The organism is Streptomyces melanosporofaciens, from assembly GCF_900105695.1.
Classification (GTDB): Bacteria; Actinomycetota; Actinomycetes; order Streptomycetales; family Streptomycetaceae; genus Streptomyces; species Streptomyces antimycoticus.
The window spans coordinates 7,122,397-7,149,193 of the sequence record NZ_FNST01000002.1; the positions used below are offsets into that span (position 1 = coordinate 7,122,397).

Below are 26,797 nucleotides of genomic sequence, written 5' to 3' on the forward strand. Positions count from 1 at the left end.
GCCGCTCCCTGAGCCGGTCTGCCTTCGGCCTGCATGTATCGGTACCACCTTGGGCGAGTGCCCGCCATGCGCCGGCTCATACGGCGGACCGGGTTCATTCGGTAGGGGGCCTAGGGGGGTGATGGGTTAGGGGTTATCCGTGCCGTGCCCGGTCCGTAGCGTCAATGCCCGGCATGGATTCGGAGGGAACCACTCAATGCTTCTTCTCGAGCACCGCCGAACCCCGCGAACAGCGATGACAGCGATGGCACCGGCGACGGCGGCGGTGGCCGCGCGGGCCGGGAGACACAGATGACCGACCATCCGGTCCGGACACCGGGCGGCCGGCCCGTCGGGATCCTCGGCACCGGCTCGTATCTGCCGGCCGAGGCCGTGTCCAATGAGCTGGTGGCCGAGCGCGCCGGGGTGACCGCGGAGTGGATCTCGGCCAAGACCGGCATCCGGCGCCGCCGTTACGCCGCCGACCACGAGGCCACCTCCGACCTGGCCGTGGAGGCGGCCCGCGCCGCCCTCGCGGACGCCGGGATCCGCGCCGGTCAGCTCGGCTGGATCGTGGTGGCCACCTCGACCCCCGATCACCCCCAGCCCGCCACCGCCTGTCTGGTGCAGCACCGGATCGGCGCCACGGGCGCGGCCGCCTTCGACATCAACGCGGTCTGCAGCGGCTTCGTGTTCGCCCTGGTGACGGCGGCCGGGCTGCTGTCGGCCGGCTCCGGCGCCCCCGCCCCGTACGCCCTGGTGATCGGCGCCGATGTCTACTCCCGCATCATCGACCGCACCGACCGGCGCACCGCGGTGCTCTTCGGCGACGGGGCGGGGGCGGTGGTGCTCGGGCCCGTGCGTCCCGGCTACGGCCTCACCGGATCGCTGCTCACCAGCGACGGCGCACTGAACGAGCTGATCCAGGTGCCGGCGGGCGGCAGCCGCGCACCGGCCTCCGAGAAGACCCTCGCCGACGGGGGCCACTTCTTCCGGATGCGGGGCCGCGCGGTCAGCGAGTACGTCCTCGCCGAGCTGCCGCGTGCGATACGGGCCCTGCTGGCCGCGCAGCGCACCGACGCCGCGAGCGTGGACCACTTCATTCCCCATCAGGCCAATGGCGTGCTGCTGGCCAAGGCGCTCCCGGACCTCGGGCTGCCGCGGGCGCGTACGCATCTGACGGTGGCCGAGCACGGCAACACCAGCGCCGCCTCCATCCCGCTGGCGCTCGACGACGCCCGGCGACAGGACGTGTTCACCGACGGCGAGTTGCTGCTGCTGGCCGGATTCGGCGGCGGGATGTCGCTCGGCGCGGCGCTCGTCAGGTGGCAGGACGGCCACGGCGGTTCGTGAGCTACCCAAGGTCCCAGCCAGTGAAAGGACTCATCGGCATGGCACAGCGCTTTCCCACCGTCGCGGTGTTCGGGCTCGGCACCACCGGCTGCCACTTCGTGGACGCCCTGGTCCGCGGCGGTCGGCGGGTGATCGCCGTGGAGCGGGACGAGGCGGCCCTGCGGCGCGGCCGGGGGCGGGTGACCGCGGCGGAATCCGCCGTCGAGTTCACCACCGACCCGGCGGCCGCCGCACGGGCCGATCTGGTGGTCGAGGCGGTCCCCGAACGGATGGAGACCAAGCGCCGGCTGCTCGCCCGCGTCCACGCCGACTGTCCGCCGGAGACGGTGTTCGCCACCACGACCACCGGGCTCCCGGTGACCGAGATCGCTTTCGGCTCCGGCCGGACCGACCGCACGGTGGGGCTGCACCTCTTCCCGTTGGGCCCCGACCGCGAGGACCGGGCGGTGGAGGTGGTGGGCACCCCGCTCACCGGCGACGCGGTCCTGGCGGACGTCCAGGAACTGGTCCGCGACCTGGGCCGGATCCCGGTGCCGGTGGCCGACCGGCCGGGCTTCATCGGGGGCGCGCTCACCATGGCGTACCTCAACAACGCCGTGGCCATGTATGAGCGGCGCTACGCCTCGCGCGACAGCATCGACACCGCCATGACGCTCGGCTGCGGGCTGCCGATGGGCCGCTGGCCCAGCTGGACGCCATGGGCCTGGACACCGCGCGGGACTCCCTGGAGGCGCTGTACGAGCGCACCGGCGATCCGCGGTACGCGCCCGCGCCCACCCTGGCCCATATGGTCACCGCCGGTCTGGTGGGGGTGAAGGCGGGCCGTGGCTTCTACGAGTACGAGGCGGGCGGCGCCGCCCGGGGCGGCGAGGCCGACGGCCTCGGCGAGCCCGTACCCGCCCGCGCGGTACGGCGGATCGGGGTGGTGGGCTCGGGCACGATGGCCGTCGGCATCGCGGAAGTGTGCGCGCGCTCCGGCTATCCGACGGTACTGGTGGCCCGCAGCGAGCTGCGCGCGAAGGAGGCAACGGCAGCCGTGGAGCGCTCGCTGGAGCGGGGGGTGCGGCGCGGCAAGCTGGCGCCCGGGCTGCTCACCGAGTCGATGGACCGGCTGACCGCGGGACGTGAACTTCGGGCGCTCGGCACCTGCGATCTGGTGGTCGAGGCCGTGGCGGAGGACATCGACGTCAAGCGGGCCGTCTTCGCCGATCTGGACCGGGTGTGCGCACCGGGGGCGGTGCTGGCCACCTCCACCTCGAGCCTGCCCGTCATCGAATGCGCGATGGCGACGCGGCGGCCCGAGGACGTCATCGGGATGCACTTCTTCAACCCGGCGCCGGTGATGCGGCTGGTCGAGGTGGTGCACACCGTGCTCACCTCCAAGGAGGCCCTGGGCACGGCCCACGCGGTGGCCGCGGCGCTCGGCAAGCGTGCGGTGGACTGCCCGGACCGGGCCGGATTCATCGTCAACGCCCTGCTCTTTCCCTATCTGAACAGCGCGGTGGCGATGGTTCAGGAGGGCTGGGCCACCGCCGAGCACATCGACACGGTGATGGCGGCCGGGCAGGGCTATCCGATGGGTCCGCTGCGCCTGCTGGATGTGATCGGACTCGATGTCTCCCTCGCCATCCAGCGCACCCTGCACGGCACCTTCCGGGATCCGGCCCTGGCCCCGGCCCGCCATCTGGAGCGGCTGGTCGAGGCGGGTCACCTGGGCCGCAAGGGCGGCAGGGGGCTGCACCTCCACGAGCGCTAGCGGCGGACCACGGGGGGATGCCGGGGCCGGGGCACACCGTCCCCCGGCCCCGGCATCCGTATGCCCGGAGCGATGACAATGCGTATGCACATGCCATTGGAATAGTCCAAGGGCTTGGATGTCTGTGGAATTCATTGTGACAAGGATTGGCGCGCCATCCCTCTGTCCGCTTTATGGCATGAGAATTCCCGGCGAATCGCTTGCGGTTACCAGCGGCAACAGACATAAGAATCGCATTAGCGATCAAAACGGGCAAATAAATGTTCGAAGGGGGTCCGTGGTGCCTCAATGGATGACCACTTGGTGTCGAAGTCAAGGATGTCATGGGTTATCCCGGGTCCTGCTAGGGGGTCTCGTGTATGCTGGCCGCTCCGAACAAATGCCCACGTGAACGGGGGTGGCGCAGGGTTGTCAGGGTGTTGGTGCACTTCGGCTTCGCGGTGTTGCCCCACGTAGGGGCCGGCTCGATCGCATCGATTTCGTCGATCGTCGGGCAGTCCGCTCAGAATTGGTAATTCGTTAACGATGATTTTACGTGCGGCGATGGTGGCGTGGCCGGTGGTCGTATAGCTTGCTGGAGGTCGTTCGGGCTGCCGTGAGCAGTGCTTCGCGTCGCATTCGGGGTGCGAGCAATGGTATTTTCATCGGCCAGAGCCAGACAATTCGACGCACAATTCGAGAGGCTTCGTCGGGCGTTTTCCCGATGCCTCTCCGGGGAAGCGGGCATCGTGCTCGTCGAGGGCGCGGTCGGATGCGGCAAGACCCATACACTCGAAGCCGTCACGGCCCATGCGGCGAAGGCCGGAGCCCTTGTCCTCAAGGCTTACGGAACGTCCGCCGACCGGGCTCCGCTCGGCACACTGCGCCAGCTTCTGGACTCGCCCCGGCTGCCCAAGGCGACCGCCGACCATCTGCGCAAGGCGCTCGACCAGGGCGCCCTCGACGCCTCACAGTCCCGTGAAACCCCTGGTGGCGACCACGCCGGCGTGACCCCGCCGCATATTCAGGCCGCCCGGGAGTTCCGTGCCGCGCTGTATGAACTCGCCTCACGCGAACCGGTGGTGATCTGCGTCGACGAACTCCAGCTCGTCGACGCGGAGTCACTTCAGTATCTGCTGTACCTGGCGACCCGTTCACGCTCCGCCAAACTACTCATGGTGTTCGCACAGGCGACGGACAGCGACCAGAAAGACGCGGTCTTCAATACCGAACTGCTGCGTCAACCCAATTTCCAGCGGCTGCGGCTGGAGAGGCTGTCCTGGGAGGAGACCACGCATCTGCTGACCACCCGTCTGGGGCTCCCGGATTCGGCCGATGTGGCCTACACCTGGTACGAGGTGAGCGGCGGTAATCCGTTGTTGCTACGCGCGGTGATAGACGATTACCGCACCGCCGGAGCGCCCCCACGGCACGGTAACGCCGTGGAACCCGTGGTGGGTGACATGTTCGTCCAGGCCGTGCTCACCTGTGTCTACCGCAGCGGGCGCACCGTCTCCCGGCTCGCCGAGGGCATCGCGGTGCTCGGCGCCTCCGCATCCCCCGAACTCCTCGGACGGCTGCTGCGCATCGGCTCCGCCGGAACCCGCCGCGGAATCGCCGCGCTGGACGCGGCGGGCCTCGTCGACGGTCTCGCCTTCCGCCACCCGTATGTAGAGGCCGCGGTGCTGGAGGACATGGACCCCGAGGTCCGGCTGGACATGAACCGCCGTGCCGCCGTCCTGCTGCACCAGGGCGGCGGGGGCACCCTCGCCGTGGCCCGCCATCTGCTCGCCGCCCAGGGCACCGACGAGCCCTGGGCGGTGCCGCTGCTGCGGGACGCCGCGCAGCAGGCGCTCGCCGAGGACGACGCCAAACTGGCGGTCGCCTGCCTGGAGTTGGCGTACGTGGCCTGCCAGGACGAGGAGCTGCGGGCCGGCATCAGGATCGGCACCGCCGGGATCATGTGGCGGCTCAACCCCTCGGCGTCCGAGCGGATGCTGGAGGAGCCGCTCGCCGCGCTGTGCGCCGACCGGTTGCCCGCCGCCCATATCGGACGACTGATCGAACTCTTGCTCGCCCATGGCCGGATCGAGGAGGCGCGCGGCGCCATCGGCCGGCTCAACGCCGTCATGAGCGACGCGGGACCCACCTCGATGGCCCAGTTCCGGATGACCGCCCGCTGGGCCCAGGACTCCGGTGCGCCGGACCGCGGCCCCGGGGCGGCGGCGCGCCAGGGCGAGGACGGCGGGGCCTCCCGTAGCCCGCTCGGATCCCGCAGACCCTCCTCGCTGTCGACGATCACGGCGGCGTTCAGCGGTTTCTTCGGCCGCGGGGGGAGCGAGGAGTCGCCGGTCGCAGCGGCGGAGAAGGTGCTCGAGGTCTCGCCGCTCACCGACGCCACCTTCGAACCCATCGTCAACTCGGTGAACGCGCTGGTGTACGCGGGCCGCCCGGACAAGGCCGCCCCGTGGTGCGATTCGCTGATGGAGGAGGCCGAGCGGCGCCGGGCACCGGGCTGGCGCGCCATCTTCGCCTCGATCCGGGCCGAGATCGCCCTGCGGCAGGGCAACCTCGTGGAGTCGGCCGCCTATGCCACCATCGCCCTGGACATCGTGCCCGGCAGCGACGGAAGCGTCTTCATCGGCGGCCCCCTGGCCAGCCAGATCCTCGCGTACACGGCGATGGGCAAGTATGACGCGGCGGCGCGGCAGCTCAGCCGTCCGGTCCCCGAGGCGCTGTTCAAGAGCATCTACGGACTCGGCTACACCCGCGCCCGGGGCCGCTACTACCTGGCCACCAACCGCATCAACGCGGCCCTCGGCGAATTCCTGATGGCCGGCCGGCTCGCCCAGCTCTGGGAGCTCGACCAGCCCGCGCTGCTGCCCTGGCGCTCCGACGCGGCCGAGGCATGGCTGGAGCTCGGCGACCGGGAGAAGGCCGCGAACCTGGTCTCCGAGCAGCTGGCCAGGAACGGCGCCGGGGACTCCCGGGTCCGCGGCGTCTCCCTGCGGTTACTCGCCGCCGCGGGCGACATCGACAACCGGTCCCGGCTGCTCGGCCAGGCCGTGGAGGAGCTGCAGTGCTCCGGCGACCGCCTCGAACTGGCCCGGGCGCTGGACGATCTGGGTCGTACGCTGCGCGGCTCCGGGGAGCTCGGACGGGCCGACGCCATCACCGGCCGGGCCTGGCGGATGGCCAAGGAGTGCGGGGCCGAGGAGCTGTGTGACCGGATCCGCCTCGACTCCGGTCTGGAGACCCGCGATCCACGGCCGGTGGTACGGCCGGTGTCCGGACCGCTCGGCCCGAAACCGGCGGTGCCGCCGTCCATGGGGACGAAGCTCAGCGAATCCGAGGCCCGGGTCGCCGCCCTGGCGGTGGACGGTTATACGAACCGGGAAATAGCCGCCAGCCTGTTCATCACCATCAGCACAGTTGAGCAGCATTTGACGCGGGTGTACCGCAAGCTGAATATCAGGAGTCGCCAGCAGCTGCCGACCGCGCTGCGGGCCCAGGTGGATGAAATCGCCTGAGCGCTGACGGGGGCGAGGTCCCGCGGAAGGGGTGGCGGCACGATGCCACCCCTGTTCCATGACCACCCCTGATTACCCCCCTATCGCCGCGGCAGGCCTGGAGCGCGGGCCGACGGCGTTGATAGCTTCTGGCCGCATGAAGGGCATAGTCCTCGCCGGAGGAAGCGGTACCCGACTGCATCCTTTGACACATGCGGTGTCGAAGCAGATCCTTCCTGTCTACAACAAGCCGATGATCTATTACCCGCTGTCGGTGCTCATGCTCGGCGGCGTCAGGGAAATCCAGATCATTTCCACCCCGCTCCATGTGGGACTGTTCCGTGCGCTCCTCGGCGACGGCCGCCGGCTGGGCCTTTCGATCGAGTACGCCGAACAGCCCGATGCCAATGGCATCGCCGAGGCATTCATCATCGGATCCGAGTTCATCGGCGACGACCAGGTGGCACTGGTCCTCGGCGACAACATCTTCCACGGGCCCGGGTTTTCGAAGATGCTGCACAACGAGGCGAGCCATGTCGACGGCTGTGTGCTCTTCGGCTACGGAGTCAAGGACCCGAGCGCTATGGTGTCGGGGAAATGGATGAGCAGGGCCGGCTGATCTCCCTCGAGGAGAAGCCGGCCGCCCCCCGATCCAATCTGGCGATCACCGGCCTGTATCTCTACGACAACGACGTCGTGGACATCGCCAAGAACGTACAGCCCTCCGCGCGCGGCGAACTGGAGATCACGGACGTCAATCGCGTCTATCTGGAGCGCGGAAAGGCCAGGCTGGTCGGGCTCGGCCGCGGATTCGCCTGGCTGGACACCGGAACTCATGACTCGCTGCTGCAGGCGGGCCAGTATGTGCAGCTTCTGGAACAGCGCCAGGGAGTGCGGATCGCCTGTCTCGAGGAGATCGCCTTCCGCATGGGTTTCATCGACGCGGCCGCCTGCTATGAGCTCGGTGCGGAACTCGGCAAGACGGAGTACGGAAAATATCTGATGGATATCGCGGCCAATCATCGCTGAAGGGTTGTCTCCAGTGCGCATAGTTGTGACCGGCGGCGCGGGCTTCATCGGCTCCCACTTCGTCCGGCAGACGTTGACAGGGGCGTACGGGGCCTGGGCGGACGCCCAGGTCGTGGTGGTCGACAAGCTCACCTACGCGGGCAACGAGGCCAACCTGGCCGAGGTCGCCGACAGCCCCCGGCTGCGCTTCGTCCGCGGCGACATCTGCGACGGCGAGCTCATCGGCGAGCTGCTGCGCGGCACCGATCTGGTGGTCCACTTCGCCGCGGAATCGCATGTCGACCGCTCGATATCCGGGGCCGAGGAATTCGTGCGCACCAATGTGCTGGGCACGCACACCCTCCTCAACGCGGCCGCGAACGCGGAGGTCGGAAAATTCGTCCATGTCTCCACGGACGAGGTCTACGGCTCCATCGAAAGCGGCTCCTGGCGCGAGGAGGCACCGCTGGAGCCCAACTCACCGTATTCCGCTTCCAAGGCGTCCTCCGATCTGCTGGCCAGGGCCTTCCACCGCACCCATGGACTGCCCGTCTGTGTGACCCGCTGCTCCAACAACTACGGCCCGTACCAGCATCCCGAGAAGGTCATTCCGCTCTTTGTCACCAACCTCATGGACGGCACACCGGTGCCGCTCTACGGCGACGGCGGAAACGTCCGTGACTGGCTGCATGTGGACGACCACTGCCGCGGTATCGCCCTGGTCGCCGAGAACGGCCGCCCGGGAGAGGTCTACAACATCGGCGGCGGCACCGAACTGACCAATCTGGACCTCACGGAACGGCTGCTCGAACTCCTCGGCGCCGACCGGTCGATGGTCGAGAGGGTGCCCGACCGCAAGGGCCATGACCGCCGTTACTCGGTGGACATCGCGAAAATCTCCGCCGAACTGGGCTACCGCCCCGAGATGTCGTTCGAGAACGGCCTCGCGGAAACCGCCAAGTGGTACATGGCACACCGCGGTTGGTGGGAGCCTCTCAAGAAGAGGTGACCACCCCTATGCCCACGGTTAGGGGTGCCGACGGTTAGGGGTGGTTGAGGCGACTCCCGAGCCCATACCGTCGACTTCCGGATCATGGTCAGTCCAGTCGCGTCGTATCTCCACCGAGAGAAGAGTCTGAGGTCGTGATGTCGGAGAACTCCCTGGTGCGGCACGGGCACATCGCGGTCATCGGTATGGCATGTCGCGTACCGGGCGCATCGACACCGGATGAGTTCTGGCAGTTGCTGCGCAATGGAGAGAGCGCCATCACAAAGATTCCGGCGGACCGGTATGCCGATGAGCTCCGGGACGCCGGCATTCGATTCGGCGGGTTCGTCGAAACCGCAGCCGAGTTCGATCCGGAGTTCTTCGGGATTTCACCCCGCGAGGCACTGGCGATGGACCCCCAGCAACGGCTCGCACTGGAACTGTGCTGGGAGGCCCTGGAAAACGCCGGACTCGTCCCCGCGCACCTCGAAGGCAGCCGCACCGGCGTCTTCATCGGCGCGATCGCCGACGACTACGCGACACTGGTCCACCGCCGCGACCCGGCCGCCATCACCCAGCACACCCTCACCGGCCTGAACCGCGGCATCATCGCCAACCGGGTCTCCTACGCCCTGGGACTGCGCGGCCCCAGCGTGGCCGTGGACACCGGGCAGTCCTCGTCCCTGGCCGCCGTCCACCTGGCCTGCGAGAGCCTGCGGCGCGGCGAGACCGAGACCGCCGTCGCCGGCGGCGTCCAGCTCAACCTCGCCCCCGACAGCTTCATCGCCGCCTCCCGGTTCGGCGCGCTCTCCCCGGACGGCCGCTCCTTCACCTTCGACGCCCGCGCCAACGGCTATGTCCGCGGTGAGGGCGGCGGCCTCGTCGTGCTCAAGCGGCTCGCGGACGCCCGCCGCGACGGCGACCCCGTACTGGGCGTGATCCGCGGCTCCGAGGCCAACAACGACGGCGGCGGCAGCAGCCTCACCACCCCCGCGGCCCACGGGCAGGAGGCCATGCTGCGCGCCGCCTACGAGCGCGCCGGAGTCGACCCCGCCCGGGTCCAGTACGTCGAACTGCACGGCACCGGCACCAAGGTAGGCGACCCGGTCGAGGCCGAGGCGCTCGGCGCGGTCCTGGGCGCCGGCAGGGCGCACGGCGCGCCCCTGCGCGTCGGCTCCGCCAAGACGAACGTCGGCCACCTCGAAGGCGCCGCCGGAATCACCGGCCTCATCAAGACGCTGCTCTCGCTCACCCACCGCGAACTGTTCCCGAGCCTCAACTACGAGACACCGAACCCCGCCATCCCCCTGGACACCCTGGGAATCACGGTCCAGACAGCCCTCGCCCCCTGGGCTTCGGAGGCGGACTCCCCACGGCTCGCGGGCGTCAGCTCGTTCGGCATGGGCGGCACCAATGTGCACATGGTGCTGGAGCAGGCACCCGCCGAAGAGCCGGCCGCGGAACGGCCGATGGACCTCGACGTGGTGCCCTGGCTGCTCTCGGCCCGCGGTGAGGTGGCGCTGCGGGCTCAGGCGCGGCGGCTGCGGTCGTACCTGGCGGCGCGGCCGGAGCTCCATCCGGTGGATGTGGGCCATTCGCTCGCGCTGAGCCGGTCCGCCTTCGGCCATCGGGCGACGCTCGTCGGCCGCGACCGGGACGAGCTGCTGAGGGGCCTCGACGAACTGGCCACGGGCGTGGCCCCGGTCACGGTGGCGGGCCGCGGTGGGACGGCGTTCCTGTTCACCGGCCAAGGTGCCCAGCGGCTGGGCATGGGGCGTGACCTGTACGGCGTGTTCCCGGTGTTCGCGGCGGCGTTCGACGCGGTGTGCGTGGAGCTGGACCGCCATCTGGAGGGTTCGGTGCGGGAGGTGGTCTTCGGCGGGGACGCTGAGGCACTGGACCGGACGGTGTTCACGCAGACCGGGTTGTTCGCTGTGGAGGTGGCGCTCTTCCGGCTGGTGGCGTCGTGGGGTGTCGCGCCGGATTTCGTGGTGGGGCATTCGGTGGGGGAGCTGGCGGCGGCGCATGTGGCGGGGGTGTTCTCGCTGGAGGACGCGTGTGCGCTGGTGGCCGCGCGCGGTCGGCTGATGCAGGCGCTGCCCCAGGGCGGCGCGATGGTCTCCCTCCAGGCCGCGGAGGCCGAGGTGCTGCCGCATCTGGCCGGCTACGAGGACCGGGTGAGCGTGGCCGCGGTCAACGGCCCCGGGGCGACTGTCATCTCCGGTGCGGAGTCGGCGGTGCTGGCGGTGGCGGAGGCGGTGGGGGTCAAGAGCAAGCGGCTGAGCGTCTCGCACGCCTTCCACTCGCCGCTGATCGAGGGGGTGCTGGCCGAGTTCGCCGAGGTGGCGGGCCGGATCGGCTACTCCGCACCGCGACTGGCGATCGTCTCGAACGTCACGGGCGAGTTGGCGGGCGAGGAGGTGTGCTCGCCGGATTACTGGGTGCGCCATGTGCGGCAGGCGGTGCGTTTCGGGGACGGTATTCGGTTCCTCGAAGGGCAGGGTGTCACCCGCTATGTGGAGATCGGCCCGGCCGGTGTGCTCTCCGCCATGGGCCGGGACTGCGTATCCGAGGCCGCCGCCGCGTTCGTCCCCTTGCTTCGCAAGGACCGTGACGAGGTCGAGGCACTTCTCGCCGGGGTCGCCCAGGTGCACGCTCATGGTGGCGAGGTGGACTGGGAGCGGGTGTTCGCCGGACGGGGGGCGCGTCGGGTGGAGCTGCCCACGTACGCCTTCCAGCGGCAGCGCTACTGGCTGGACAGCGACCTTCCCGGAATCGAGGAGGCCGCCACCGGTGAACCCCTCTCCTGGCGCGAGGAGTTCGCCGCTCTGACCGACCCCGCCGAGCGCGAGCGGGTGGCGCTGGAGCTGGTCCGTACCCACACCGCCTGGGTGCTGGGCTCCCGGGGCCCCGACACCGTCGACCCCGAGAAGATCTTCAAGGATCTCGGCTTCGACTCGCTGATGTCCGTCGAGCTGTGCAACCTGCTCAGCACCGCCACCGGAACACGGCTCGCCGGGACCGTCCTCTTCGACCACCCCACCCCGCTGGCCCTCTCCCGCCACGTGCAGGACGTGGCGGTGGGCTCCCGGACGGCGGCGGCCACGGCCCCGCGTCCGGCCACCGCCCGGCGCGCCACCGGCCACGACGACCCGATCGCCATCGTGGCGATGAGCTGCCGTCTCCCCGGCGGGGTGCGCACGCCCGAGCAGCTGTGGCAGCTGGTCGGCGAGGGCCGGGACGCCATCGCGGGCTTCCCCGCCAACCGGGGCTGGGACCTGGAGGGGCTCTACGACCCGGACCCGGCCCGCCACGGCACCAGCTATGTGCGCGAGGGCGGATTCCTCTACGAGGCCGACCAGTTCGACCCGGCCTTCTTCGGCATCAGCCCCCGCGAGGCCCAGGCGATGGACCCCCAGCAGCGGCTGCTCCTGGAGACCGCGTGGGAGGCGTTCGAGCGCGCCGGGATCGACCCCACCACGCTCAAGGGCAGCGACGCCGGCGTCTTCGTCGGCACCATGCCGCAGGACTACGGGCCGCGGATGGACGAGGCGTCGGAGGGGTTCGAGGGCTATCTGCTGACCGGCGGCACCACCAGCGTCGCCTCCGGCCGGATCGCCTACACCTGGGGCCTCGAGGGCCCGGCGGTCACCGTGGACACGGCGTGCTCGTCGTCCCTGGTGGCCCTGCACATGGCCGTACGGTCGCTGCGTGCGGGCGAGTGCTCGCTGGCGCTGGCCGGCGGCGCCACCGTGATGTCCAGCCCCGGGATCTTCGTGGAGCTGAGCCGCCAGAAGGCGCTGTCGCCCGACGGCCGCTGCAAGGCGTTCTCGTCCGACGCCGACGGCACCGGCTGGGGCGAGGGCGTGGGCATGGTGCTGCTGGAGCGGCTGTCGGACGCGCGGCGCAACGGCCACCGGGTGCTGGCGCTGGTCCGTGGCTCCGCCACCAACCAGGACGGCGCGAGCAACGGCCTCACCGCCCCGAGCGGACCGGCCCAGCAGCGCGTCATCCGGCAGGCGCTGGCCGACGCCGGGCTCACCACGGCCGATGTGGACGCGGTCGAGGCACACGGCACCGGCACCTCGCTCGGCGACCCCATCGAGGCCGGCGCCCTGCTCGCCACGTACGGCCAGGACCGCCCCGAGGACCGGCCGCTGTGGCTCGGCTCGCTGAAGTCCAACGTCGGCCACCCCCAGGCGGCCGCGGGCGTGGCCGGGGTCATCAAGATGGTGATGGCGCTGCGCCACGGCACGCTCCCCAAGACCCTGCACGTACACGAGCCCTCGCCGCATGTCGACTGGACGTCCGGGGCCGTGGAGCTGCTGACCGAGGCCCGGCCGTGGCCGGAGCCGGAGACCGCGCGGCCGCGGCGCGCGGGCGTCTCGTCCTTCGGCATCAGCGGCACCAACGCCCACGCCATCCTGGAACAGGCCCCGGCCGAACCGGCCGCCACCTCGGAGGAACCCCGTCCCGCGGGCCCGAGCCTGCCCGTGCTGCCCTGGGTGCTGACCGGGCGCACCGAACAGGCGCTGCGGACCCGGGCCCAGCAGCTGCGCGACCACCTCGCCGACCACCCCGGCACCGACCTCGCCGCACTCGGCCGCGCCCTCGCCACCACCCGGACGGCCTTCGGCCACCGGGCGGTGATCCTCGGCCGGGACCGGGAGCGGCTCCTGGACGGGCTCGGCGCCCTCGCGCAGGGCACCCCGGCGCCCCATGTGGTCGAGGGCACGGCGGGCGGCCGTCGGAAGACCGTGTTCGTCTTCCCCGGGCAGGGCTCGCAGTGGATCGGGATGGCGCTCCCGCTGTGGAACGCCTCGCCCGTCTTCGCGGAGCGGCTGGAGGAGTGCGCCGACGCCCTGGAGCCGTTCCTGGACTGGTCGTTGCGCGAGGTGCTGCGCGGTGAGCCGGGCGCCCCGTCGCTGTCCCGCATCGATGTGGTGCAGCCCGCGCTGTTCGCGGTGATGGTCTCGCTGGCCGCGCTGTGGCGCTCGTACGGCGTCGAACCGGCCGCGGTGGTGGGCCATTCGCAGGGCGAGATCGCCGCCGCGTATGTGGCCGGAGCCCTCTCGCTGGAGGACGCCGCCAAGGTGGTGGCCCGGCGCAGCCAGGCATGGGCCGAACTGAGCGGCAAGGGCGGCATGCTCTCGGTGCTCGCGTCGGCCGAGACGGTCGCCGAGCGGCTTCGGTCGTGGAGCGAACGGCTCGGCATCGCCGCCGTCAACAGCCCCGCGACCGTGACCGTCTCCGGCGACCCGGAGGCCCTTGACGCCTTCATGGCCGAGCTCGCCGCCGACGGGGTCAAGTCCCGCCGGGTGCCGGGCGTGGACACCGCCGGGCACTCCCCGCAGGTCGACGGCTTGCGCGAGCGGCTGCTGCGCGAGGTGGCGGGGGTGCGGCCGCGCGCCTCGCGGATCGCCTACTACTCCACGGTGACCGGCGGGCCGCTGGACACCACGGAGCTGGACACCGACTACTGGTACCGGAACATGCGCGAGCCGGTGGACTTCGAGCGGGCCACCCGGGCGCTGCTGGCCGACGGCCACACCGCGTTCATCGAGTGCGCTCCGCACCCCATGCTCGCCATGTCGCTCCAGCAGACCGTCGAGGACGCCGGTGGCAACGCCGCCGCCATCGTCGGCACGCTGCGCCGGGACGAGGGCGACCCGGAGCGCTTCGCCGGCTCGTTCGCCGAGGCGTATGTGCATGGTGTCGAGCCGTCGTGGGACACCGTGTTCGCGGGCGGCCCGGAGCGCGGCACACCGGACGTGGAGCTGCCGACGTATCCGTTCCAGCGGCAGCGGTACTGGCTGGACAAGCCGGTCGCGGCGAGCGATGTGGCCGCCGCCGGACTCGACGCGGCCGGGCATCCGCTGCTCGGCGCGGCGGTCCCGCTGGCCGGGGCGGACGACCATCTGTTCACCGGCCGGATCTCCGCACAGGACCACCCCTGGCTGACCGAGCGCACCGGCCCGGACGCGGCCGTGCTCCCCGGCAGCGCCCTCGCCGAACTGGCGATCCGGGCGGGCGACCAGGTCGGCTGCGACCGGATCGAGGAACTCTCCCTGGACGCGCCGCTGGTGCTGCCCGAGAAGGGCGCCGCGGTGATCCAGATGCGCATCGGCGCCCCGGACGGTGGCGGCTTGCGCGCGCTCAGCGTCTACGCGCGCGCCGAAGGCGCGGACTCCGACGAGCCGTGGACGCGGTACGCCACCGCGGTCCTGGGCACCGGGGCGCCGGTCGCGGACCTGGGCCTCGCCGTGTGGCCCCCGGCCGACGCGGTCCCGGTGGAGGTGGCGGGAGGCGCCGTCGCGGCCTGGCGGCTCGGTGAGGACCTCTACGCCGAAGTGGAGCTGACCGAGGCCGAGGAGGCCGACGCCCAGCGCTACGGTCTGCACCCGGTGCTGCTGGAGTCGGTGCTCGACGCGGTGGCGGCCCCGGGCGACGGTGGCGGGGCACGGCTGGCCTCCTCATGGAGCGGTGTCGTACTGCACGCCACGGGCGCCACGGCGCTGCGGGTACGGCTGACACCGGCCGGTGGCGACACCTACGCGGTGGCCGCTGCCGACCCGAGCGGCGCCCCGGTGGTCTCGGTGGACCGGCTCGCACTGCGCACGGTGGACACGCCCGAACCGATCGGCGGCCGCTCCGCCCTCCACCCTTCGCTGTTCCGCCTGGAGTGGCCCGCCGCGCCCGCCGCGGACACCAGCGTGGCCCCGGCGACCTGGGCGGTGCTCGGCGACGATCCGCTCGGGCTCTCCTCGGCCGTGGACGCGGTGCCTTACGACGAGGCGGCGGAGGACGTGCCGGACGCGGTGCTGGTGCCGTGCACTCGCACCGCCGAGGGGGACGGGGACGTGGCGGAGGCGGCCCACGCGGCCACCCACCGCGTGCTGGCACTCATCCAGCGGTGGATCTCCGATGAGCGCCTCGCCTCCTCCAGGCTGGTGTTCGTCACCCGGGGCGCGGTCGCGGCCGTCCCCGGCGAAGAGGTGCCCGATGTGGCACACGGCGCCGTATGGGGGCTGGTGCGCTCGGCGCAGTCGGAGCACCCCGGACGCTTCGTCCTCGTCGACCTCGACGGCCACCCGGAGTCGGCCGACGCCCTCCCGGGCGCGGTGGCCTCCGGCGAATCGCAGTGCGCGGTGCGCGAGGGCCGGGCGCGGGTACCCCGGCTGGGCCGGGTGGCTATGGGGGTCACGGCTGCCGAGGCCGACGACGCACGGCTCACCGAGGCCCCCGACGCCCACCGGCGGCTGGACCCCGAGGGCACCGTTCTCGTCACCGGCGCCACCGGCACCCTCGGCGGGCTCCTCGCCCGCCACCTCGTGACCGAGCACGGCGTACGGCATCTGCTGCTGACCAGCCGGCGCGGGCCCGCCGCCGAGGGCATGGCCGAACTCCGATCGGAACTAGTCGAGTTGGGCGCCACCGTCACCGTCGCCGCCTGCGACACGGCCGACCGGGAGGCGCTCGCCGGGCTGCTCGGCGCGATACCCGCCGCGCATCCGCTGACCGCGGTGATCCACGCGGCGGGGGTGCTCGACGACGGCGTCGTGGACGCGCTGAACCCCGAGCGGCTCGACCGGGTGTTGCGGCCCAAGGTGGACGCCGCATGGAATCTGCATGAGCTGACCGCGGACCACGACCTGGCCGCGTTCGTCCTCTACTCCTCCGTCGTCGCCACCATCGGCAACGCCGGACAGGCCAACTACGCCGCCGCCAACGCCTTCCTGGACTCCCTCGCCCAGCACCGCAGGGCCCGCGGCCTGGCCGCCCAGTCCCTCGCCTGGGGCCTGTGGGAGCAGCGCAGCGGCATGAGTGGCCACCTCGCCGACACCGATGTGCGGCGCATGGCGCGCTCCGGTATCCGTCCGCTCCCCAGTGCGGAGGGCATGGAACTCTTCGACGCCGCGCGGACGGCCGGGGACGCCACTCTGGTGCCCGTCCGGCTCGATCTGGCGGATCTGCGCAGGCGGGCCACGAGCGGCACCCCCGGCCAGGACGCCGTACCCGCGTATCTGCGCGGCCTGGTCAGGACGCCGGTCCGCCGGGTGGTACGGGCCGGTGGCGGCGGCGGGGCCGCGGAAACCGAGGAGAGTTCGCTCGGCCGTCGGCTGGCCGCCCTGGCGGCGGCCGACCGGGATCCGTTCCTGCTGGACCTGGTGCGGGAACACGCGGCGGCCGTTCTGGGCCTCGCCGCCCCGGAGGACATCGAGGCCACCCGCGCCTTCCGGGAGGTCGGCTTCGACTCCCTGACGGCAGTGGAGTTGCGCAACCGGCTGGGCGCCGCCACCGGGCTGCGGCTGCCGACCACCCTCCTCTTCGACTATCCGACCCCCGCCGTGCTGGTGGACCATCTGCGGCGCGAGGCGCTGGGCGAGCGGGAGGAGGTGGCAGCCGTGGTGGCCGCCGTCCGGCCCGCCGACGACGATCCGATCGCCATCGTGGCCATGAGCTGCCGGCTGCCGGGCGGGGTCCGCGGCCCCGAGGAGCTGTGGGAGCTGGTGGCGGACGGCCGCGATGTGATCTCGTCCTTCCCGGCCGACCGCGGCTGGAACGTCGAGGAGCTGTACGACCCCAACCCCGATACGCCGGGCAGGAGTTACGCCAAGGAGGGCGGCTTCCTCTACGACGCCTACCACTTCGACCCCGAGTTCTTCGGAATCTCCCCGCGCGAGGCGCTCGCCATGGACCCCCAGCAGCGGCTGTTGCTGGAGACCTCCTGGGAGGCGCTGGAGCGCGCCGGGATCGACCCGCACACCACGCGGGGCGGCACCGGCGGCGTGTTCATCGGTTCCACCGGCCAGGACTACGCCTCGGGGCTCGGCGAGATCCCCGAGGACATGGAGGGGTATCTGCTGACCGGCAAGGCCGCCAGCGTGGTCTCCGGCCGTATCGCCTACTCCCTCGGCTGGGAGGGCCCGGCACTCACCATCGACACCGCGTGCTCCTCCTCCCTGGTCGCCATCCACCAGGCGGCGCAGGCGCTGCGCCAGGGCGAATGCTCGATGGCGCTGGCGGGCGGCACGACGATGATGTCCACGCCGAGCCTGTTCATCGAGTTCAGCCGGCAGCGCGGCCTGGCCCCCGACGGCAGGTCGAAGGCGTTCTCCTCCGACACCGACGGCACCAGCTGGGGCGAGGGCGTCAGTATGGTGCTCCTGGAGCGGCTGTCCGACGCGCGGGCCAACGGCCATGAGGTGCTGGCGCTGGTGCGCGGCTCAGCCGTCAACCAGGACGGCGCCAGCAACGGCCTCACCGCCCCCAACGGCCCGTCCCAGCAGCGGGTGATCCGGCAGGCGCTGGCGAACGCCGGGCTGTCGGCCGCCGAGGTGGACGCGGTCGAGGCCCACGGCACCGGCACCACGCTCGGCGACCCGATCGAGGCCCAGGCCATCCTGGCCACCTACGGCCAGGGCCGGGAGGCCGAACGGCCGCTGTGGCTGGGCGCGCTGAAGTCCAACATCGGCCACACCCAGGGCGCGGCCGGTGGCGCCGGTGTCATCAAGATGGTCATGGCGCTGCGCCACGGTCTGCTGCCCAGGACACTCCACGTCAAGGAGCCCACCCCGCATGTGGACTGGACGGCGGGAGCCGTCGAGCTGCTGACCGAGGCCAGGGACTGGCCGGCGGGCGAGCGGGTGCGCCGCGCCGGGGTGTCCGCCTTCGGCATCAGCGGTACCAACGCCCACCTCATCCTGGAGGAACCGCCCGCCGAGCCCGCCGCCGACCCGGAGCCGGAGCCGTCGGTGCGCACCGATGTGGTGCCGTGGGTGGTGTCCGGCCGGACCGAGGTGGCGCTGCGCGCCCAGGCGGAGCGGCTGCGGTCGCACGTGGCGGCCCGGCCGGAGCTCGACCCGGTGGATGTGGGCTACTCGCTGGCCCTGGCCCGGTCCGCCTTCGGCCACCGCGCGGCGGTCGTCGGCCGCGACCGGGAGGAGCTGCTGAGCGGACTGGACCAGCTCGCCACGGGCATCATCCCCGGCACGGTGGCCGGCGAGGAGGGCAGGACGGCGTTCCTGTTCACCGGGCAGGGCGCGCAACGACCCGGCATGGGACGGGAGTTGTACGCGGCGTTCCCGGTGTTCGCGGCGGCGTTCGACGCGGTGTGCGTGGAGCTGGACCGCCATCTGGAGGGTTCGGTGCGGGAGGTGGTCTTCGGCGGGGACGCTGAGGCGCTGGACCGGACGGTGTTCACGCAGACCGGGTTGTTCGCTGTGGAGGTGGCGCTCTTCCGGCTGGTGGCGTCGTGGGGTGTCGCGCCGGATTTCGTGGTGGGGCATTCGGTGGGGGAGCTGGCGGCGGCGCATGTGGCGGGGGTGTTCTCGCTGGAGGACGCGTGTGCGCTGGTGGCCGCGCGCGGTCGGCTGATGCAGGCGCTGCCCCAGGGCGGCGCGATGGTCTCCCTCCAGGCCGCGGAGGCCGAGGTGCTGCCGCATCTGGCCGGTTACGAGGACCGGGTGAGCGTGGCCGCGGTCAACGGCCCGGCGGCGACTGTCATCTCCGGTGCGGAGTCGGCGGTGCTGGCGGTGGCGGAGGCGGTGGGGGTCAAGAGCAAGCGGCTGAGCGTCTCGCACGCCTTCCACTCGCCGCTGATCGAGGGGATGCTGGCCGAGTTCGCCGAGGTGGCGGGCCGGATCGGCTACTCCGCACCGCGACTGGCGATCGTCTCGAACGTCACGGGCGAGTTGGCGGGCGAGGAGGTGTGCTCGCCGGAGTACTGGGTGCGCCATGTGCGGCAGGCGGTGCGTTTCGGGGACGGTATTCGGTTCCTCGAAGGGCAGGGTGTCACCCGCTATGTGGAGATCGGCCCGGCGGGCGTCCTCTCCGCCATGGGCCAGGAGTGCGTATCCGGCCCCGCCGCGTTCGTCCCCTTGCTTCGCAAGGACCGTGACGAGGTCGAGGCACTTCTCGCCGGGGTCGCCCAGGTGCACGCTCATGGTGGCGAGGTGGACTGGGAGCGGGTGTTCGCCGGGCGCGGCGCGCGCCGGGTGGAGCTGCCCACGTACGCCTTCCAGCGGCAGCGCTACTGGTTCGACCCCGCCACGCCTGGAACGCCGACTGCCGCCGCCACGGACGCGTCCGCCGTGGAGGCACGCTTCTGGGAGGCGGTCGAGCGCGAGGACCTGGAGGCGCTGACCACCACCCTGGAGATCGACCAGCAGACGCGGCTCAGCGAGCTGCTGCCCGCGCTCTCCTCCTGGCGCCGGGGCCAGAGTGACCGCGCCACCGTGGACTCCTGGCGCTACCGGATCACCTGGTCCCCGGTGTCCGCCGAGGAACGTACGGCGCCGCTGTCCGGCACCTGGCTGCTGGCCGTGCCCGAGGGCCGGGCCGACAGTGCGCGGGTCACCGCCGTGGCCTCCGCCCTCGACCGGCGCGGCGCACGCGTCGTAGCCCTCACGCTGTCCACGACCGGCCGTGACGCGCTCGCCGAGCGGCTGCGCCAGGCGGTGGCCACCGGGGGCACCCCGGCCGGTGTGCTCTCGCTGCTCGCCCTCGACGACGGCCCGCACCCCGAACACACCGCGCTCACCACCGGTCTGGCCCTCAACGTCGGGCTGATCCAGGCGCTGGGCGACGCGGGGATCGCCGCACCGCTGTGGCTCGCCACCGCCGGCGCCGTGTCGGTGAGCGGATCCGATTCGCTCGGCAGCCCTGCACAGGCCGCCACCTGGGGCCTCGGCCGGGTCGCGGCCCTGGAACACCCCCAGCGGTGGGGCGGTCTGGTCGACCTCCCCGGGGACCTCGACGAGCGGACGGCCGACCGGCTGTGTGCCGCGCTCTCCGGCATCGTCGGCGACAGCGGTCCGGAGGACCAACTCGCCCTCCGCGATGCCGGGGTGTTCGTCCGGCGACTCGTCCGGGCGCCGCTGCGCACACCGGGCCGCGAGAGCTGGAAGCCGCATGGCACCGTGCTGATCACCGGGGGCACCGGCGGGCTCGGCGCCCAGATCGCCCGCTGGCTGGCCCGCTCCGGCGCCGAACATCTCGTGCTCACCAGCCGCCGTGGCCTGGCGGCGCCCGGTGCCGCGGAACTGCGCGACGAGCTGACCGCGCTGGGCGAGGGCGGTGTGCGGGTGACGGTGGCGGCGTGCGACGTCCGCGACCGCGACGAGGTGGCGGCGCTGCTGCGCCGGACCACCGCCGGGGGCGACCCGGTGCACGCCGTCTTCCACGCCGCGGGCGTCGTGGAGTTCGCCCAGCTCGCCGACAGTACGGTGGCCGACTTCGCGGAGATGGCCGACGGCAAGGTCCTGGGCGCGGCCCATCTGGACGAGCTGCTGGACCAGGACCACCTCGAAGCCTTCGTGCTCTTCTCTTCGATCGCCGCCACCTGGGGAAGTGGCGGACAGAGCGCCTACGCCTCCGCCAACGCCTGCCTGGACGCCCTCGCCGAGCACCGCGCGGCACGCGGCCTCCCCGCCACCTCGGTGGCCTGGGGCCCCTGGGCCGACCACGGGATGATCGAGCACGGCGAGGTGGCGGAGCACCTCAGTCGCCGCGGACTGCCCGCGATGGCACCGCCGTTGGCGGTGGCCGCGCTCGGCGAGGCACTGCACGCCGGCGAGACCTCCCTCGTCCTCGCCGATGTGCGCTGGGACCGCTTCGTCCCCGGCTTCACCGCGGCGCGCCCCCGGCCGCTGATCGGCGAACTGCCGGAGGTGCGCGACGCCCTCGCCACCACGGCGGCCGCCCCCGACGGCAGCGGGCCGGACGGCGTGGCGGGCACCTTCCTGGAGAGCCTCGCGGGCCTGTCGGGAGAGGGCCTGGACCGGGCCCTGCGGGATCTGGTGCACGCCCAGGCGGCGGCCGTACTCGGCCACTCCTCGTCCGACGCGGTCGCCGGCGGCCGACCGTTCAAGGAGCTGGGCTTCGATTCGCTCACCGCCGTCGAACTGCGCAACCGGCTGGCCACGGTCACCGGACTCGACCTGCCCGCCACCCTCGTCTTCGACTATCCGGCCCCCGCGCCGCTGGCCGAGTACCTCCGCGGCGAGCTGCCGTCGGCCCGGCCGACGGACGCGCTCACCCTCCTCGACGACCTCGACCGGTGGGAGTCCGCACTGCCCGAGCTGCTCGCCGACGACGGAGTCCGGGAGCGACTGACGGGACGGCTCGGCGACCTCATGGCGAAGTTGGGCGGCACGCCTGTGGAGCACACCGGCGGCCCATCCCCCGACACCGAACTCCTTTCCGCTACCGCCGACGAGGTCTTCGACTTCATCGACAACGAATTCGGGGCTTCCTGATGGCGAACGAGAACGAAGAGAAACTCCTCACCTACCTCAAGCGGGTCTCCTCCGACCTCAAGCAGGCCCGTGCGCGGCTGGACCAGATCGAGGCCGACGAGCGGGAGCCGATCGCCATCGTCTCGATGGGCTGCCGCTTCCCCGGCGGTGTCCGCTCACCGGAGGACCTGTGGCGGCTGGTGGCCGAGGGCCGGGACGCGATCTCGGAATTCCCCGGCAACCGGGGCTGGGACGTCGAGGGACTCTACGACCCGGATCCCGGCCGGTCGGGCACCTGCAACACCCGCGAAGGCGGATTCGTCCACGACGCCGACCAGTTCGACCCCGCCTTCTTCGGCATCTCCCCGCGTGAGGCGCTGGCCATGGACCCACAGCAGCGGCTGCTGCTCGAAGTGTCCTGGGAGGCGATCGAACGCGCGGGCATCGACCCGCTCTCGCTGAAGGGGAGCAGCGCCGGGGTCTATGTGGGACTCGCCTCGTTCCAGTACGGCGGGGACCCGCAGTACGCACCGCAGAGCGTCGAGGGCCATCTGCTGATCGGCAACGTCTCCAGCGTCGCCTCCGGCCGCATCTCCTACACCCTCGGCCTCGAAGGACCGGCCGTCACCCTGGACACCGCGTGCTCCTCATCGCTGGTGACCATGCATCTTGCGGCCCAGGCGCTGCGCCGCGGCGAATGCTCGCTGGCGCTGGCCGGAGGGGTGGCGGTCATGGCCACCCCCGGTGTCTTCGTCGAGTTCAGCCACCAGCGCGGACTGGCGGCCAACGGCCGCTGCAAGTCCTTCGCCGCGGGCGCCGACGGCACCGGCTGGGGCGAGGGCGCGGGCATGGTGCTGCTGGAGCGGCTGTCCGACGCCAGCCGCAACGGCCATCCGGTCCTCGCCGTCCTGCGCTCCAGCGCCATCAACCAGGACGGCGCCAGCAACGGCCTCGCCGCGCCCAACGGCCCGGCCCAGCGCCGCGTCATCGAGGCGGCGCTGACCGCCGCCGGGCTGACGGTGGACGACGTCGACGCCGTCGAGGCCCATGGCACCGGCACGGCGCTGGGCGACCCGATCGAGGCCGGCGCGCTGCTCGCCACCTACGGCAAGGGCCGCACCTTGGGTCATCCGCTGTGGCTCGGCTCGCTCAAGTCCAACATCGGCCACACCCAGGCGGCGGCCGGGGTCGGCGGGGTCATCAAGACGGTGATGGCGCTGCGCCACGGAACGCTGCCGAGGACACTCCACGTCGACCAGGCGTCCCCGGCCGTCAACTGGTCCTCCGGCGCGGTCGAGCTGCTGACCGAGGCCCAGGAGTGGCCGGAGCGTGGCCGCCCGCGCCGCGCCGGGGTGTCCGCGTTCGGCGTGAGCGGCACCAACGCCCATGTCATCCTCGAACAGGCCCCGGCCGCCGGGGAGGACGAAGAAGACGGCGCACCCGCACTCGATGGCACCGCGCTCGGCGGCCCCGCCGTCCCCTGGGTGCTGTCCGGCAGAAGCGAAGCGGCCCTGCGGGCGCAGGCGGAGCGGTTGCTGGCGCGGCTGAACGAGGGGCCCGGCCTGTCCCCGGCCGACGTCGGCCACGCGCTCGCCACCGGTCGCTCGGCCTTCGAATACCGCGCCGCGGTCGTGGGCGCCGACCGCTCCCAACTGCTGGCCCGCCTGGAGGCGTTGGCCTCCGGAGGGGTGTCCGCCGGGGTGGTGCGCGGCGAGGGAGTGATGGCGACCGACGCCCGTCCGGTGTTCGTGTTTCCGGGGCAGGGGTCGCAGTGGGTGGGGATGGCGGTGGAGTTGCTGGATTCGTCGCCGGTGTTCGCGGGGCGGATCGCGGAGTGTGAGGTGGCGTTGTCGGGGTTTGTGGAGTGGTCGCTGGTCGAGGTGTTGCGGGGTGGGGGTCCGGGGTTGGGGCGGGTGGATGTGGTGCAGCCGGCGTTGTGGGCGGTGATGGTGTCGTTGGCGGAGGTGTGGCGGGCATGCGGTGTGGTGCCTGCTGCGGTGGTGGGGCATTCGCAGGGTGAGATCGCTGCGGCGGTGGTGGCGGGTGGGCTGTCCTTGGAGGACGGTGCGCGGGTGGTGGCGTTGCGGTCGCAGGCCATCGCACGGGGCCTTGCCGGACACGGCGGCATGATGTCCGTTTCGCTCCCGGTCGAGGAGGTGCGGGAGCGCATCACCGCCTGGGACGGCCGTATCTCCGTGGCGGCCGTCAACGGACCCGGCGCGGTGGTGGTCTCCGGTGAACCGGAGGCGCTGCACGAGCTGCTGGCCCGCTGCGAGGCCGAGGACGTACGGGCGAAGCTGATCCCGGTGGACTATGCCTCGCACTCCGCCCAGGTGGAGCAGATCCACGACGAGCTGCTGGACATCCTCGCCCCCATCCGTCCGCGCACCTCCCGGATCGTCTTCCACTCCACCGTCACCGGTGAACCCCTCGACACCGCCGGGCTCGACGCCGCCTACTGGGCCCGCAACCTGCGCGAGACCGTGCGGCTCGAAACGGCCACCCGGGCGCTGCTCACCAGCGGCCACCGGCTGTTCGTGGAGGTGAGCCCGCACCCGGTGCTGGCCGCCGCCATGGAGGCCACCGTCGAGGCCGCCGACGGCGCGGCCGCCGTCATCGGCACCCTGCGCCGTGAGGAGGGCGGCCCCGAGCGGATGCTGCTCTCGCTCGCCCAGGCGTACGTCCACGGCGCGGAGGTGGACTGGCGGGCGCTGTTCGCCGGGCGCGGAGCCGGCCGCGTCGACCTTCCCACGTACGCGTTCCAGCGCGCCCGTTACTGGGTCGAGCCCCAGACCGGGCCCGTCGCCGAGGCGGCCACCGGCCCGGCGGAGGCGGCGTTCTGGACCGCGGTCGAGAACGCCGACCTGGACACCCTGACGGCCACACTGGGCACCGGTGCCGACGCGCCGCTCAGCGAGGTGCTTCCGCTGCTCTCCTCGTGGCGGTCCCGGCTGAGCGACCAGGCGGTGCTCGACTCATGGCGCTACCGCATCGGCTGGCAGCCGGTCGACGGACCGTCGACCCCCGCGCTCACCGGCCGCTGGCTGGTGGCGATGCCCGACAGCACCGGCGCCGCCAACACCGGCGCCGCCAACACCGGCGCCGCCAACACCGGGGCCACCAGCACCGAGGCCGCCGGAGCCGTCGACACGGATGCCATCACCGCCGGACTCGCCGCGCTCGGTGCCGAGATCGTCCCCCTGCGGATCGGGGCGGACGACACCGACCGCGCCCGGCTCGCCACTCGCATCACCGAGGCCCTCGGGGAAGCCGGGGCGCCCGGCGGTGTGGTGTCCCTGCTGGCCCTCGCCGAGGGACCGCATCCGGCACACCCCGACGTCCCCACCGGGTTCGCCACCACCCTCGCCCTGGTACGGGCGCTGGGCGACACGGGCCTCGACGCGCCCCTGTGGTGTGTCACCCGCGGCGCGGTCTCCGCGGGTGGCGCCGACCGTCTCGAAGCCCCCGCCCAGGCCCTCGTCTGGGGCCTGGGCGGTGCGGTCGCCCTGGAACACCCGCAGCGCTGGGGTGGCCTGATCGATCTGCCCGCCAGGATCGACGAGGGCTCCCTCCGGGCACTCGCCCGCGCCCTGGCAGGCCAGGACGGCGAGGACCAACTGGCCATCCGCGCCTCGGGCACCCTCGCCCGGCGGCTCAGGCGGGCCGGCGCCACCCCCTCGGCCGAGCGCTGGCAGCCCCGCGGCACCGTCCTGATCACCGGTGGGACCGGCGGTGTCGGCGCCCAGATCGCCCGCGGACTGGTCCACGAGGGCGCCGAACACGTGGTGCTCGTCAGCCGCCGCGGGCCCCAGGCCCCGGGCGCGGCCGAGCTGAAGGCCGAACTGACCGAGCGCGGCGCCCAGGTGACCGTCGCCGCCTGCGATGTGGCCGACCGCGCGGCGCTGGCACACCTGCTGGACTCGGTCACCGGTGACGGCGCGGACCATCCGCTGACCGCCGTGGTGCACGCCGCGGGCGCGCTGGACGACGCCACCGTCGACGCGCTCACCCCCGAGCGGATCGAGGCCGTACTGCGCCCCAAGGTGGCGGGCGCGCGCCATCTGCACGAGCTCACCCGGGACCTGGACCTCGACGCGTTCGTCCTGCTCTCCTCGATCGCCGGCACCGTGGGCGCCGCCGGACAGGGCAACTACGCGGCGGCCAGCGCGTATCTCGACGCGCTCGCCCAACTGCGCCGCGCGGACGGCCTGCCCGCCACCTCGGTGGCCTGGAGCGCCTGGGCGGGCGGCGGAATGATCGACGGCGAGGTGGCGGACCAGCTACGACGACGCGGCGCGCCCCCCATCGACGGTGCGCGGGCCCTGGAACTGCTGCGGCAGACGGTCGCGCACGGCGACGGATTCCTCGTCGCCGCCGACATCGACTGGGGCCGTTTCGCCCCCGCCCTGTCCACCACCCGGCCGCTGCCGCTGCTCGCCGATCTCCCCGAGGCGGGCGCCACCGGGCAGGACCCGGCCGGGGCGGAGCGGGAGGAGGCCGGTGGCGCCGCCGCGCTGCGCAAGCGGCTCGTGGAGCTGAGCGAGGCCGACCGCCAGATTGCCCTGGTGGAGCTGGTGAGCGAGCAGGCGGCCGCGGCCCTCGGCTACGCCGACGCGGGCGCGGTCGAGACCGGGCGGGCCTTCAAGGAGCTGGGCTTCGACTCGCTCACCGCGGTCGATCTGCGCAACCGGCTGAACGCCGCCACCGGGCTGCGGCTGCCGGTCACCCTCGTCTTCGACTACCCGACCGCCGACGACCTCGCCGGGCTGCTGCGGGAGGAACTCCTGCCGTCGGACGAGGAGTCCATGGACACCGCGTCGCTCGCGGAGCTCGAGCGAGCCCAGTCCACCCTCGCCGCCCTGGAGCTGGACGACATCGAATCGGCCACGGACGACGAGATGTTCGAGCTGCTCGACGGGATGTTCGAGCTGCTGGGCCGGGATCTGACGGCCCGATGAACCGCCGCGCCACCGCCCCGGCCGCCACC

5 protein-coding genes and 2 pseudogenes are annotated in these 26,797 nt (G+C 72.5%); all 7 read left to right on the top strand.

Going from position 1 to position 26,797, the window contains the following annotated elements; translation table 11 throughout:
* Nucleotides 1-291 precede the first annotated feature (291 nt).
* The 7 genes and pseudogenes from BLV72_RS33790 (at nt 292) to BLV72_RS33820 (ending at nt 26,768) form a co-directional block, all read left to right on the top strand.
* Entirely contained in the window at nt 292-1,332 is a 1,041-nt protein-coding gene (locus BLV72_RS33790) for a 3-oxoacyl-ACP synthase III family protein (protein ID WP_093467124.1), read from the top strand.
* A gap of 38 nt (nt 1,333-1,370) precedes the next feature.
* Nucleotides 1,371-3,088: pseudogene (locus tag BLV72_RS33795) on the top strand (3-hydroxyacyl-CoA dehydrogenase family protein).
* A 632-nt stretch (nt 3,089-3,720) separates the two neighbouring features.
* Complete coding sequence (locus BLV72_RS33800) at nt 3,721-6,597, top strand: helix-turn-helix transcriptional regulator (protein ID WP_093467126.1); 2,877 nt, start codon at nt 3,721-3,723, stop codon at nt 6,595-6,597.
* Between the two features lie 136 nt (nt 6,598-6,733).
* Nucleotides 6,734-7,605, top strand: a pseudogene (rfbA, locus tag BLV72_RS33805) (glucose-1-phosphate thymidylyltransferase RfbA).
* Nucleotides 7,606-7,618: 13 nt separating this feature from the next.
* Nucleotides 7,619-8,593, top strand: a complete 975-nt coding sequence (gene rfbB / locus BLV72_RS33810) for a dTDP-glucose 4,6-dehydratase (protein WP_093467127.1) — start codon at nt 7,619-7,621, stop codon at nt 8,591-8,593.
* 137 nt (nt 8,594-8,730) lie between these two features.
* On the top strand, nt 8,731-21,831 hold the full coding sequence (locus BLV72_RS50375) for a type I polyketide synthase (RefSeq protein WP_093467129.1): 13,101 nt from the start codon (nt 8,731-8,733) through the stop codon (nt 21,829-21,831).
* Nucleotides 21,831-26,768: a type I polyketide synthase gene (locus BLV72_RS33820; RefSeq protein WP_093467130.1), complete on the top strand. Its 4,938-nt coding sequence runs from the start codon at nt 21,831-21,833 to the stop codon at nt 26,766-26,768. Before BLV72_RS50375 ends, BLV72_RS33820 begins: the two co-directional genes overlap by 1 nt.
* The last annotated feature ends 29 nt before the right edge of the window (nt 26,769-26,797 follow it).

What these genes read in the sequence shown, in the direction of transcription:
- BLV72_RS33790 (WP_093467124.1), top strand. Translation starts at nt 292, where the DNA reads ATGACCGACCATCCGGTCCGGACACCGGGCGGCCGGCCCGTCGGGATC.
- BLV72_RS33800 (WP_093467126.1), top strand. Translation starts at nt 3,721, where the DNA reads ATGGTATTTTCATCGGCCAGAGCCAGACAATTCGACGCACAATTCGAG.
- BLV72_RS50375 (WP_093467129.1), top strand. Translation starts at nt 8,731, where the DNA reads ATGTCGGAGAACTCCCTGGTGCGGCACGGGCACATCGCGGTCATCGGT.
- BLV72_RS33820 (WP_093467130.1), top strand. Translation starts at nt 21,831, where the DNA reads ATGGCGAACGAGAACGAAGAGAAACTCCTCACCTACCTCAAGCGGGTC.